12 protein-coding genes are annotated in these 13,052 nt (G+C 59.4%); 3 read left to right on the top strand and 9 right to left on the bottom strand.

The genetic code is table 11. The features are described 5' to 3' along the window. Positions 1-524 precede the first annotated feature (524 nt). From I6F38_RS08170 to I6F38_RS08140, 6 genes are all read right to left on the bottom strand, one after another. Entirely contained in the window at positions 525-980 is a 456-nt protein-coding gene (locus I6F38_RS08170; RefSeq protein WP_225159877.1) for a DUF3788 domain-containing protein, read from the bottom strand. Positions 981-2,182: 1,202 nt separating this feature from the next. Further along, positions 2,183-2,794 carry a TetR/AcrR family transcriptional regulator gene (locus I6F38_RS08165; protein ID WP_080583573.1) on the bottom strand — a complete coding sequence of 204 codons (612 nt, stop codon included), beginning with the start codon at positions 2,792-2,794 and terminating at the stop codon, positions 2,183-2,185. 241 nt (positions 2,795-3,035) lie between these two features. Beyond that, entirely contained in the window at positions 3,036-4,364 is a 1,329-nt protein-coding gene (locus I6F38_RS08155; RefSeq protein ID WP_225159874.1) for an AMP-binding protein, read from the bottom strand. After that, positions 4,361-4,795, bottom strand: coding sequence for an OB-fold domain-containing protein (locus I6F38_RS08150; protein ID WP_016844824.1), 435 nt, complete (start codon positions 4,793-4,795; stop codon positions 4,361-4,363). Before I6F38_RS08150 ends, I6F38_RS08155 begins: the two co-directional genes overlap by 4 nt. A gap of 1 nt (position 4,796) precedes the next feature. Next, positions 4,797-5,954: a thiolase family protein gene (locus I6F38_RS08145; protein ID WP_028342714.1), complete on the bottom strand. Its 1,158-nt coding sequence runs from the start codon at positions 5,952-5,954 to the stop codon at positions 4,797-4,799. Positions 5,955-6,188: 234 nt separating this feature from the next. After that, positions 6,189-7,100, bottom strand: coding sequence for a dihydrodipicolinate synthase family protein (locus I6F38_RS08140; RefSeq protein ID WP_050994232.1), 912 nt, complete (start codon positions 7,098-7,100; stop codon positions 6,189-6,191). 133 nt (positions 7,101-7,233) lie between these two features. Here I6F38_RS08140 and I6F38_RS08135 point away from each other — a divergent pair, with 133 nt between their 5' ends. After that, a complete protein-coding gene (locus I6F38_RS08135) occupies positions 7,234-7,680 on the top strand; it encodes a carbon monoxide dehydrogenase subunit G (protein ID WP_028342715.1) in 447 nt (148 codons plus the stop codon). Positions 7,681-8,010: 330 nt separating this feature from the next. Then, positions 8,011-8,481: a cupin domain-containing protein gene (locus I6F38_RS08130; protein WP_077230984.1), complete on the top strand. Its 471-nt coding sequence runs from the start codon at positions 8,011-8,013 to the stop codon at positions 8,479-8,481. 71 nt (positions 8,482-8,552) lie between these two features. On the opposite strand, the gene I6F38_RS08125 is transcribed toward I6F38_RS08130, so the two are convergent. Next, the gene (locus tag I6F38_RS08125; RefSeq protein WP_168388408.1) at positions 8,553-9,329 is read right to left on the bottom strand and encodes an aspartate dehydrogenase; all 777 of its coding nucleotides are present in this window, start codon (positions 9,327-9,329) and stop codon (positions 8,553-8,555) included. Between the two features lie 159 nt (positions 9,330-9,488). On the opposite strand from I6F38_RS08125, the gene I6F38_RS08120 reads away from it, so the two are divergent. Continuing rightward, positions 9,489-10,916, top strand: a complete 1,428-nt coding sequence (locus tag I6F38_RS08120) for an aldehyde dehydrogenase family protein (protein WP_077230981.1) — start codon at positions 9,489-9,491, stop codon at positions 10,914-10,916. Positions 10,917-11,002: 86 nt separating this feature from the next. On the opposite strand, the gene I6F38_RS08115 is transcribed toward I6F38_RS08120, so the two are convergent. Continuing rightward, on the bottom strand, positions 11,003-11,935 hold the full coding sequence (locus I6F38_RS08115; protein WP_225159872.1) for an alpha/beta hydrolase: 933 nt from the start codon (positions 11,933-11,935) through the stop codon (positions 11,003-11,005). A 39-nt stretch (positions 11,936-11,974) separates the two neighbouring features. Beyond that, the gene (locus I6F38_RS08110) at positions 11,975-12,928 is read right to left on the bottom strand and encodes an amidohydrolase family protein (protein ID WP_225159870.1); all 954 of its coding nucleotides are present in this window, start codon (positions 12,926-12,928) and stop codon (positions 11,975-11,977) included. Between the last annotated feature and the right edge of the window lie 124 nt (positions 12,929-13,052).

Genomic DNA, 13,052 nt, shown 5'->3' with positions numbered 1-13,052 from the left:
ACAGAGCCTGTGTTCGCCTCGGGCGGCTCGCCGCGGGCCGGAGACAAATTGCGGAATCACTGAGCGGGGGAGAACGAAAGCTTCTGGCGTTCACTCGCGTGTTGCTCGGGGCCAGCATCTACTTGGTCGATGGACCTACGGAAGGCCTGATGCCTGGAGCATGATCCGGAAAAGTGGATACCGGTTTTCCGAAAGATCATGCTCAAACAAAGAGCTGGAGCGAGATGACGATTCGAAGAAAAGTCATCACGCTCTAAGAGCGTGGATGAGATCGGGGAATTGATGGTTACCCGGCCGCCGGCGCTGCACGAACGTCGCGCCGACAAACAGTGGCCGCACAGGGAGGATCGTAACGACACTCGTGCCGGAGCATACTGATCGGTAGTTGGTGGGCCGAAGCCAGCTCTTCTCGCGATAACGCATCGTGCAACGTCGTTGCCAGATGTGACTGCCGGATGGCCGCTCGGCACCATCCGATTCGTGTCTTGCCGACTTTGCAGTGAAACTTAAGATTTCCGCGACATTCAAGCGCGCGACGGTGGAGGGCGCTTCATGGTCAAAAGCTCCGTCACATCATGCCGATCATCTGCGGATGAGATCGCAACTGTCAGGAATTTCCCGTCCGGGTATGTTTGGGCTTCATCGTAAAGCTTGACCAACTGCGAGCGCCAGACAAAACGGCGCTCCTCAAACTTGACTCGTTCTGCTCCCCCCAAGACCACCACGGCCGAAAACCGCCTATATTCCGGTACGAAGGTGCAAAACGCCCTTGTTTTCTTGTAGCGTAGGGACCAGCCGCGCTTCTTGCCGCCATAGAGCCATTCCGGCGCGAAGACACCGGGGTAGAATTCCTCGATCCAGTTCTGCAGGGAGGCCCAATGCTTGAACGCGCCCGGTCCGATCCAGTCGCGGACAGTGCTATCATCGGGCGATGCTGATTTGTCAGTGATCCTGTCACCGAACTGGGGGGAATGTTCCATGCCGCTTTCCTTCAGTCACAACTTCTTCACGAGGTTCGGAAGACTTGGCGGCCGACCCTGATCTTGCGCGAAAGGTGTGTCGCGATGTTCCCAAGGTTTGATTCTGTGTTGCGCAAGTTCTGTCACGGACCTCTCTCCACCATTGGGGCATAGGCAAGTTGCCCGTCAAAGCTGAAATGCGGCGCGTGGATTTGCGGACACGGAATCTGGATGTCCGGTCCGTTCTTCGAAGACAGGACTGTGCTCGTTGACCGGCATTTGAGCCTGGTCTGTTCAAGCGAGACGCGTGCGACATAGAACGCCTAGGTGTTTGAGTTAACGATCCGCGCTTGCGAAGACGAAGGCATCTTTCACCGTAGTTCGCTCCCGGCCAGGTCTTGGTTGGGAAGCCTGCACTAGCTTGCTCCTGCCGCGTTCGAAGCATACCGGCGGCCCCCGCGCGCCCGAAACGCCCTCGCGCACTTCTCGAACCGCCGATACCTACTTCACGGCAATTGCGAGCGGAGGAAGTTTGTGGGAGCGCCTGCGTCCAGGATTTGAACCTATGCAGGGTCCTTTCGAGCCGGTGACAAATAGCGTATGAACGGCGGCTTTTGACGAGCTACAAGGGGTCCAAGTTGCGAGTTAGGCCGCCCTCAGTAGAACAGCGCTTGCGAAATGATGGGTCTAGCGCGGAAGCGGCCGCGGACTCGACCGCCCGATTCGTTGTTCTCCATGAGGCGCCCAACGCATCCAAAGCGTCGTGACCGCCAACCCCTATCCCGGTCAGCGAATGAAAGCTTTGGACCCCGCCTCATGTGACCTGGCGGCTGCTTAGTTGATGACTTCGGGATTGGCGGAAGCGAAACCCATTTCCGACCGTAGCCCAGACGGTGGGTTTTGCCCTAAGCAGGTCAAAAATACTCTATCTTTCAACGGAAGTTGACTGACACTCTCTCCGCCAGCTCCTTTGCGCCCTTCACATCAACGACATACCGCGGACCTGCCGATCGGCATCGTTCGACGGGCCGCGCGTCGCGAATCCAGTGCTCGCCGCCAGCGCTCAATGTTCCACGAGTGGCGGCACCCATCACGCCGGTGGTGCGGCCGCGATCGGCCTCGCTCCAGCAGCTGCCAGCGCAGATCCCGACCAACGAACAGGAAGCCCTCGCGCCGGAAAGCGCGAACGCGAGCCGCGGTGCCGACCAAATACGGATGTGCAATTACGGCTTGTCGAGGATCGCGTCGATCATCCTGTTTATTGCCTCGCGCGCATCCATCCGCATTCTCGGATTGGGCTTGACCAATTGCAGAATGACATGACCATGCACCTCGACCAGCATCCGATCGACGGTCTCTTCGACCGGTAGGTCGCCACGGATTTCGCCGAGCTCCTTGCCTTCCCTGAAGAGCTTGATCCAGAACCGGCGCTGCTTGTCGAAGCGTCTGGTTTGAATCGCCTGAATTTCAGCGTCGCGGGTGCTCATTGCGACATAGTTTATCCAGAATCGCCACCAGCGCTCCTTGGGCGACTGCAATGCGTAGGATAGAGCAATGCGGCGAAGCTGGGCAGCTGGCGAGCCCTTATACTGATCCCAGTCGTCCGGCAATTCATAACCAGATTCCAGCGCAGCGGCGATCAATGCTTCCTTGCTGCGAAAATGGTACGTGATGGTGCCCAGACTTACCTTGGCAGCATCGGCAACTTGTCGCATCGTGAGATTCTCGATCCCTTGCTCCGCAATGAGATCATACACCACGCCGGCAATATGCTTCTGCTGCAATTGCCCGCGAGTTTCAGGCGGTGGTGTCCGTTTGAAGGAATTGACGCTCATTTGCGTTGTTGCGCTCGTGCGTTAGGTCGCCACGCTTGGCGTGTCAGTGTCGTAAGCGGAATAGCGACCGCAATTCAGTCTTGATCACCTTGCCGGTACTGTTCCTCGGCAATTCGCGCAAGAACACCACGTGCTTCGGCTTCTTGTAGCTCGCCAGCTCAGAGGCGCACCATCGAATCAATTCGTCCTCGGTGAGCATCACATCCACCTCAGGCTCGATGAACGCGGCAACGGCTTCTCCCTAAACGTCGTCGGGGACGCCTACGACGGCGGCGTCGGCAACCCCGCTATATCGGAGCAGCACTTGCTCGACCTCCTTGGAGTAGATGTTGTATCCGCCGGATAGCACCATGTCCTTCTTGCGGTCGACAATATAGAGAAATCCATCCGCGTCGAAACGGCCGATATCGCCTGTCTTGAACCAGCCTTCCTGGAAGGCGTCTCGCATCGCCTGCGGTTGATTGAAGTAAGTCCTGAACAGCAGATATTGTCCGGGCAACCCGCATCTGACCCAAATCTCGCCTGCTTCGCCGGTGTTGACCGTCTGTCCGTCTGCATCGACGAGGCGCATTTCGACGCCGGGAGTGACGCGACCGACCGAAGCCCCATGGTCGAACTGTTCGTCCGGCTTGAGCATCGCCAGCGAGCCGGCCTCCGTCATTGCGAAAAATGAAAATATCTCGAGCTTCGGCAGCGCCTTTAGCAAACGCTGCTTGATCTCGGCTGGAAAGGCCTCGCCCGTTGCGACCAGCACGCGCAATGAACTGAATCGGGTCGGTTCAGCCTCGATGACGGGCAACATCATTCTTCCGACGGTCGGAACGATCGAAATCAAGCTGATCTTTTCGGCCTCGATCAGTTGCATCGCTTCATTCACGTCAAAGCGCGGCATGATATACAGTGTCGCGCCCAACACGGCCATGTTGCCGACCCGTGCAAATGCCGTGCGATGCGCAAGCGGCGTCGTCACGACGATGCGATCATCGGGCGACAGCTTCCAATACATCGCGTTCAGGAAGCCGTTTCCGACGATATAGTTCGCCTGCGTGGTGACGACGCCCTTGGGGTGTCCAGTCGTACCGGACGTGTAGGAAATCATGCAATCGTCGTGCTCGGAAGGCAGTTCAATTGGTTCCGGTTGACATGCGAGCATCGACGCAATGGAAAGTTCAGTCGGGTCGTCGGAAGGCCCGACCACGAAGCGGCGGACGGCGCCTCCACGGCAGATATGATCGACCACTTCACGCTCGCCTTCGCTGAAGAAGACCGCGGCTGGCGCCGCGTCAGCAAAGATGGTCGCAATCTCGTTGGTCGACAATCGCATGTTGATCGGCATCGCCAGCGCGCCACTCTTCACGATCGCGAAGAACACTGTGACGAACTCGCAGCAATTGGGCAGGCACATTGCCACCCGATCACCGATAGCAACGCCCGACTTCCGCAGTGCGGTCGCTATACGATCACTGTCCTCGTACAATTGACGAAACGTCACGCGGGTCTCGCCGCAGACGAGTGCGGCTTTGTCAGGGAACGCCTGCGCTTGCGCAGCCAGATAAGATGCAAGCTTCACGGCGCGACCCGTACAGGGGCGAAGTCGGGATAGACGGTCTCGTCGTTTAGCCGGTCCCAGCGAACCTCGACCGGCATGCCGATGACAACTTCGTCCTCTGAACAATCGACGAGATTGCACAGAAACCGCACTCCCTCCGCGAGGTCGACATAGGCACACAGGTAAGGCACCCGCGCCTCATGACCGGGCCAGGGCGAGCGCGTTACCGTCCACGAATAGACTGTGCCCTTTCCCGAGGTCTCGCGCCATTCGATCGTATGTCGGCCGGTATAGAGACTAATCGGCCGCGGATAGTGCTGGTATCTTTGCGTCTGTGTGCAGAACTGCAGCATGAGTTTGCCGCGCTTGGCCCCGCCCCAAAACTCCTTGGTATCGAGATAGGAGCCGATCTTCGGCAGTGGACGCTGGGGCTTGATGTTGTCGTTGATCATATTATTGCTCCAGGATCATCACGCCGGACGTACACCAGTTGCGCGCGTAGGGAATGCCGCCGATGCCGGTCACCATAGCATTCCGGGTTCTCTTGATTTGGCGCGGGCCGCCGTCACCAAACATTTGCCGAACGGCCTCAACCAGATTGAGCCCGCCGCCCGCGAGACCTGGTTGACCCGCAGATATCTGACCGCCTCCGGTGTTGAGGGGCAAATCGCCCTTGAACGTCATGTCCCGGCTCAGGACAAAATCCGCACCCGCACCCTGTGGGCAGAAGCCAATCTGCTCAAGCTGCAACATGATGGCGATAATGAAGTCGTCGTATGGATGGAACGACTGGATGTCCGAAGCTTCGAGCCCGGCCTGCTTGAGCGCCCGCGGGCCGACCTCAAGAAACCCGGAATCCATGATTTCAGTCATCGGCTCGGTCACCTTGTAGTGCGTCCTTTCCGCGTAGCCCGTCGGATAGACCGCCTTGAGACCCCGCCTCGTCGCTTCCGCTGCCGACATCACCAGAACGGCATTCGCACCATCACAGACCATGACGCTGTCCAGCACACGCAGCGGGTCGGAGACCAACTTCGAATTCAGATAGTCGTGCTCGGTCATCGGCTTGCGCAGGCGCGGGCAAGCATTGTCATTCAAGATCGAGTGCTGCCGCTGGGTGACCGCCAGCTTTGCCAATGCGTCCCTGTTCAAGCCGTAGAGATGGTCATAGCGGCGCATGATCATGCCGAAGGCGCCGACAGGTCCGCGCAAGCCGGTTGGATATTGAAACTCGTGCCGCTGTGCACCTTGCTCCGGCGTCGCGCCACTGGATTGCGCGTCTGCTGCAAGAACCAACGCAATCGAGCACATGCCGCCGCGGATCGCCATTGCTGCCCGCGCTACGCCGCCGATGCTCGATACGCCGCCCAATCCCATCAGTTCGAGCCAGCTCGGCGAGATGCCCAGTACGTCCGCCATGTATTGCGCCCAAAATGGATTCGCGCTCTCGCTCATGGTCTCCGAAACGGAAAGCCCATCGATTTCAGACTTATCGACATTGGTCCGGACCAAGATCTCGTCGAGAGCGTCTCCCGCAAGCTCATAGGATGTACGCCCGGTGCGGACATCTATTTTTGTTTCAGAGTACCCTACGATCGCAACGTCTCTCATGGCGCCCTCTATCCGTCGACAGCAAACTGTACATCTGTACGAATAGTCGTACAAGTGTACAAATTGGATGCGCGCCGGCAGGACAGGCGACTGCTTCCGCGACATCCAGTGGGCCCGGTTGTCCGCCTCACGCTTCCGTCGAAGCAGGCCACCACGCGGATTCCGTTTCTGCGTTTGACGAGTGCCGGCGCGGACGGGCAGCGCGGCCAGCGAAAAATGACTGAGATCGAACCCTCAGGAGGTGGGCGCGCTTTCAGAGATCAGTGTGCCGAGTTCACCAAATTCCTTGAGGATGTCGGAAACTTCGGCGCCTGCTGCTTCAGACAGGGGAGACTGCGGTTCAGCGGGCAATCCGACGTCGTATCCCTGCAAGCCAAGGCCATACTTGATGCAGGCTGCCAGGTTGAACCTTGCGAAGACCTCGTTGACGCGCCATAGCCGGCGTTGAAGAGCAGCCGCCTCTTCCCAGCGCCCGGCGACTGACAGATCATAAAGTCTGACGCTCGTGCGGGGCAGGATGCAGGCCGGACCTGCCATCCATCCCAATCCTCCCAGCATCATGACGGCAACCGGAACGTGAGAAGAAGCTGCAAAGATGCCAAGTTGGGGGCATCGGTTCATGATTGAAAGGAGCCGCCCCGTGTTGTTGGAGGCGTCTTTCACGTACTGAATTTGGGGATGGTTGGCGAGGCGTTCGATAACGTCAATCGAAAGGTCGGTCTTCTGGAACTGGGGATTTGTGTAGATCAAGAGTGGCAAAGCGACCGAATCCGCAACGGCACGAAAGTAGCTTTCGATTTGCCTCTCATCCAACGGGAAGTATGACTCGAGTACCAGGAGGATGCAGTCAGCTCCCAGTTCCTTGCAGCGCCTGGCTTGCCGGATGGCCTCGCGAGTCGTGGTGGCTGCGACGCCGGCGATAACAGGCACCCGCCCTTGGGTCGCATCGGCAGTGTGTCGCACGACGTCGGCACGAGCGTCGGCATTGAGATAGGCATATTCGCCCGTCGAACCGAGAGCTGCGAGACCATGCACGCCGGCCTTGATCAGATCATCGCAAATGGCCCGTAACGCGGGACCATTGACAGTCCCGTCGCTTCGAAGCGGCGTCGGAAGATAGGGAAACACTCCTCGAAACTTCGTCATAGACCGCTCCGCCCAGGTGCATCTGCCGCAAAGTATACCTATGTTGACTATTTGGTCAACTAAGGACATCATGCGGCGGAAACAATCTGGCCCCGGCTCTGCGGAGGGGTGGCGAACAGAGGAGATGGTTTGCATGGCCATGACCATGAACGGCGAAGTCCAGCTTCTGGCGTCTCGTGAGGCGGTATGGGCGAAGTTGAACGATCCCGAGGTGCTCAAGGCGTGCATTCCCGGTTGCGAGGAGCTTGAACCGACGGACGACGGCGGCTTTCGTGCGGTCGCCAAAATGAAGGTCGGCCCGGTGTCGGCCCGCTTCAAGGGACGCGTAACGCTTAGCGATCTCGACCCGCCCAATGGCTACAAGATTTCCGGTGAAGGAGAGGGCGGAGTCGCCGGCTTCGCCAAAGGAGGTGCGACGGTGCTTTTGGTTGAAAAGGACGGTGGCACGCTGCTGACCTACAATGTCGAAGCCCAAATCGGCGGGAAGCTTGCGCAGTTGGGGCAGCGCCTGATCCTTGGCTCGGCCAAAAAACTGGCAGACCAGTTTTTCGGCAACTTTGCCAAAGAAGTACAGATCTGAGTCATTTGACGGGCCGATCACGCATTCCACGAACCGACGTCCCCCGAGACGATCCTAGAGGGCAGCGCGGATCGACGCGGTGAGCAGCAGCTCCGGTAAGACCGCCAGTCTGCCTCTATGTTGACTAGTTAGTCAACATAGAGTACAACCCGGATGACGTGGCGGCACCAGTTGTGGTCGGCTTTTCCATCTAAGGCGATATGCGAAAGGTTGGGCCGGTGCCCGCCGACGCTAGGCGAAACCAGATTGTTTTGAAGACAGGAGAACTAGATGGCTACGGCAAGGCACGCTCGCTCGAAGGAGCTTGAATCGGCTTCATTGGAGCAGATCATGGATCGCTACGTCGCGCGTTATGCCGACCGCCGCGCGGATTGGGCGGCGTTCGAGGACGCCAAGATCGAAGGCTTCAAGCGCGCGCAACACCGCTTCATCGGCGCTGGCGGCTCGGGCAAGCACAACGACGTCGCGGCGATCCCGCCCGGGAATTTCACTCTTTCGATCATGTTCGTCCCTCCCGGGCAGGGCAATGCCGCTCATACCCATGAGGTCGAAGAAGTATTCTTTGTCCTGCAGGGGCACCTCGACGTCTTCGTGCAGGACGAAGATGGCCGCAAGATCAGCAAACGCCTGGGTCCATGGGAATGCATTTCCTGTCCGGCCGGTGTGATCCACGGCTACGATAACAACAGTCTCGAGCCCGTCTACTTCCAGGTCATGCTCGGTCGCGCCAAGCCCGAAACGATGGGGTACGCGGATGACGAGCTCTACAAGCGCCGCGATGAGCACTTGAAGGCGTCGTAGGAGGCCAGTTTCTCCCGAGCGCCTGAGCCTTTCTGTGACGGAGGGGATGGCGCTGAACTCGGGCCGGCGGATCACGCAAGGATCAGGCCGGCCCGCTTTTTGATCGTTTGGATCAAGCTGTACGGCGCCAGCACGGATGTTTTCGGATTAGACGGCAAGGTCGCTGATCGAATCGAAGCCGAAATCTCGCCGAACGCGCCGCGCGCCACAAACGAGTGATTGTTGCCGTCGGCGGCAGGATCGACAATCAAGCGCACTTTCGTTTTCTCGAAGCCGAGCCCGGCCAGCGCCAGTGCCGCGACGACGTTGGCATTCTGCGGAAACTGGAGCGCGGCCGTTCGTGCATCGGATTCGAAAAACGCGGTCGCCTGCCTGACGGAGATCAGATCGATCAATTGCTCCGCCCGGGTACCTTTCCAAGCCTGCGGCGCCTTGCGGCCGGAATATTCCACCGAATCGAGGCCGGCTTCACGAGCGGCGCTGACCGCATCGATGCCGCCGAGTGCGCCGCCTGGTATCAGCAGGCGGCCGCCTCCATCCGCTGCTGCCTTTCGCAGCGCATGCTCAAGTACCGAATCTGCCAACGCGCCGACTGAAGCGACCAGAAGATCCGTTCCGTGCCGGAGGATGGCTTCGCCAACGTCGCGCAAGCTCCCGTGACCCGCGCACTCGACCACCAGTTCGGGGCCGGTTGCCAGGAGAGCTTCGAGGCTGTCGACGACGGGAACTGAACACGCTTCGGGGCGTGGGAGCGAAAACGCCGCGCTCACCTCGATGGACCGATCGGCTTGCAGATGCTCGATGACAAAGCTTCCAATCGCCCCGAAACCAATGACCGCAACCCTCATGATGGCCTCCAATCCCGGACGATTACGCATCTCCAAATCATGTTGACTATATAGTCAACATAGTGTCAAGCTTTCGGCTTCTGCACGCAAGCCGTGCCGAAAACTCCGCGCGATCGAGGTCGCGCTCCTGGGCGGCTTCACTCAAACGGGAAGAAGAAGATGACCACGACTGATGTCGGTACCTCGGCTTCGACGGCAGCGTCCGCAATGGATCAGGTATTCCCTGTGAGAAACCCTTACAGCGGCGGCGTCGCTTTCAACGTACGACCTGGCGGTCCGGCTCGGCTCGCGAGCAGTGTGCGCGTAGCGAAAACGGCGTTCCGGACGTATCTCAGGACTCCCGCCCATCAGCGCGCCGCATGGCTCAGCGGGGCCGCAGCTGCAATGGAGAGCGTGGCCGTCGACCTCGTCGAGATGACCATCGCTCATATCGGCAAACCCCGTAAGGCAGCCGAAATGGAGGTCAAGCGCAGTGTCGCGTTTGTCCGCGCCTGTGCGACGCATTTGCACAGCTTGAAAGGCGAGCTGGTGCCGGTCGACATGGTGCCCAACGGCGCGGCGTTGTTCGGCTTTACTCGTCGCGTGCCGTATGGCGTGGTGGCTGCGGTCACGCCGTTTAACGCGCCCTCGAACCTCTTGGTGCAAAAGCTTGCTCCCGCGCTGATTACCGGCAACGCGGTCATCATCAAGCCATGCCTGGAAGGCACGGAGATCGCTGGAGCAATCGCCAAGGCTTTCATCGCCGGCGGCGTCCCGGAGGGGCTGGTGCAAGTCCTTCCCGGTGATCGCGAGGAGGCGCTTGGCTTGGCCGCTCACTCCGATGTCGATGTCGTCACCTTGACCGGAGGCACTGCCGCAGGGGATGCGCTGGCCCGGGCAGCCGGCGCGAAGCGATTTATCGGCGAGCTGGGTGGAAACTCACCAAACATCGTTCTTGCCGATGCCGATCTCGAGGATGCGGTGAAGCGCATCGTTCCGTCGTCGTTCGAGGCGAGCGGTCAGCAATGTATCTCGACGCAGCGCATCATTGTGGAAGCGTCAGTATTCGACGCATTCCTTCGACGCTTCATTGATGCGGCAAAGCGCCTCAAAGTGGGCGACCCGACGCTACCTGACACCGATCTCGGTCCAGTCGTCTCGTCGCGCGCAGCCGCAAGGATCACCGCGATGATCGATGACGCGCGTGGTCGCGGTTGTCGGGTCGAGACCTGCGGTGAAGTGGTCGATTGCATAATTCCGCCGACGATCGTGGTTGATCCGCCCGTAGGCACCCGGTTGATCAGGGAAGAGGTATTCGGACCCGTCGTTGTGGTGATGCGCGCCAGCGATATCGATGATGCGATCCGCATAGCAAATGATTGTGAGTTCGGTCTGCAGGGATCGTGCTTTACGTCAAGCCTCGCGAACGCGTTGCGGATGTCCGAGGAAGTCCACGTCGGCTCACTCTGGATCAACGAAGCGAGCCGCTTCCGGCTCGACAATTATCCCTTTGGCGGCGTCGGTCGATCCGGAGTTGGACGCGAGGGGCTGCCCTACGCGTTCGAGGAATACACGCAGCCGAAATTCACCGGCATTCGGCTACCTTGAGCAGATCGCGATCGGGCTCCGGCAGACGCAGAAACCCGGGGACAAGGTGAACGCCCTCAGAAAGGGGGCCGTGACGCGATCTTGCATCAGGCGGGTTGAACCGAGGTCGCGTCGCACGTTTCAGCGATAAAGTCGAGGCAGGCCTGGCCCAGAACGTCCTCGGCGGTGTCGAAGTGCGCGATGATCGACGTGTGATTGTGGCCTTTCATCCAGGCGAACGGCGGTGCATGACCCTTCGCCGCCCCCAGTCGGTGGGCAAGCTCGAAGCAGTATACGTCGATCAGCGGATTTTCGAACTCGGAGCATGCGACGAAGGTCGGCGGACTAGAACTATCGACATGCGAAACGGGCGAGACATCGTCATAGGTCGAAACGTCAGGCCCGTAATATTCGGTGACACGCTTGGCATTGGGGTTGTCCGCTCTCGCATCCGCCCGTACGCGGCCGCTGACGATCAGAACGCCCGCGAGGCCATGCCCCGTCGCGGGCTGGTGCCGTCTATCATAGGCATAGCTTCCGACATGAGCGCCGCCGGCGGAGTGTCCCATCAGAAATATCCGATTGGGGTCGACACCCAGGTTTGCCGCGTTGTTCCGCATCCAATGCACGATGGCCGCGATGTCCCGGGTGGCTTCGGGATACCGCGCGTCGGGCGCCAGGCGATAGCCGGCGTTGATGCCGACGATCCCGTGGCGCGCGAAGTAATAGAGTACGTTCGCGTATATCTCCGTGCTGCGATGGCGGCTGCCCTCGGTGAACGCGCCGCCATGGACAAAAATCAGACCGGGCCGCGTTGTGGAACTGCCGTCAGCCGGTTGGAATACCTCGAACGCCTGCCGTTCGTGCGTTCCATATCTCACCGTCTCAGCCTGGATCCCGTCTTTCGGTGAAGACTTCAACACCCGGCTGAATTCCTCCACCATCAGCCTCACATGGCCCGTGGTGTCGCTCGCCCACTTTGGGCCAATCTCGGCCATCAGGACGCGGAGATCGGAAGGAATCTCGGGGCGCTTGGTCATCAGTCGACGTACCATCGTGTGTCTTCGCTGGTTCGCCAGTTACAGCTTGAGCAGTCGTCTGGCGTTATTGCCGACCAATTTACGTTTGTCGTCGATCGAAAGCTGAAGTTCTCGGATCCAGTTCATTCCATCCTTATTGTCGACGTAAGGGTAATCCACGGCGAACATGATGCGGTCGATGCCGAGCTCGAGCATGGTGCAGGTCAACGCCGGCGTCGAAAAGAAGCCGCTGCAGGTCACGTGGAAATGCTGGCTGAACTGCCTACGGAAGCCCAAGCCTTCCTGACCAGGGCGGGCCAAGGCCTGGTCAATGCGCCAGAGCAAGAACGGCAAGGTCTCGCCAAAGTGGCCGAGGATGATCTGTAGCCTTGGGTACTTTTCCAACGCACGGCTCAACACGAGCCGAATCGCCGCGGTCGCCGTTTCAACGGTAAATCCCCAAGCCGGCCGGATCACCGTGGGAAAATCGCGCGCATAGTCCTCGTAATAATACTTGGTGACCTCGGAATGTGGCACCGACGGATGCAGATAGATCGGCACATCGAGCTTTTCGGCGACCTCGAAGATTGGCCAGAAGCGTTTGTCGTCGATGAACAGGCCGTTGGTTAGCCCGTGAATCATTGCGCCCTTGAACTTGAGCTCATTGACGCAGCGTTCGAGTTCCCGCGCCGCCTGCTCGGGCACCGGTGTCGGCAGAGCAGCAAACGCGGCAAATCGACCGGGATGTCTGGCGCACGCCTCCGCAAGGCGATCATTGACCCGTTTCGTTAAGTCGACCGCGATTTCAGGCCGCAGCTTTTGGGCTGCGGGCGCTCCATGGGAGAGCACCTGGACGTCGATTCCCGCCTCATCCATCGCACAAAGCCTGGTGTCGCCGATCTCGGCAAGCTGATCGGCCACATGAGAGTTGTTCTCGCCGGCTGGGAAATGCCGCGCCATCTCGGGGTCCCAATAGTGTTCCTCGATGGCGATCACTGGTGTATCGTTGAACATGGCGAATGCCTCTTTTTGTACCTCTGGCCGGCGCTGGCTCCGGTGAGGTCGATCCACGGGCCGTCTCCGGTTGCGTCCAAAGCCTATTCGTTTGTTGACTATATAGTCAACATAAGACATAGTC

Source organism: Bradyrhizobium sp. BRP56, from assembly GCF_020194035.1.
GTDB classification, from domain to species: domain Bacteria; phylum Pseudomonadota; class Alphaproteobacteria; order Rhizobiales; family Xanthobacteraceae; genus Bradyrhizobium; species Bradyrhizobium australafricanum.
This window is presented reverse-complemented; position numbering and strand designations above follow the sequence as displayed.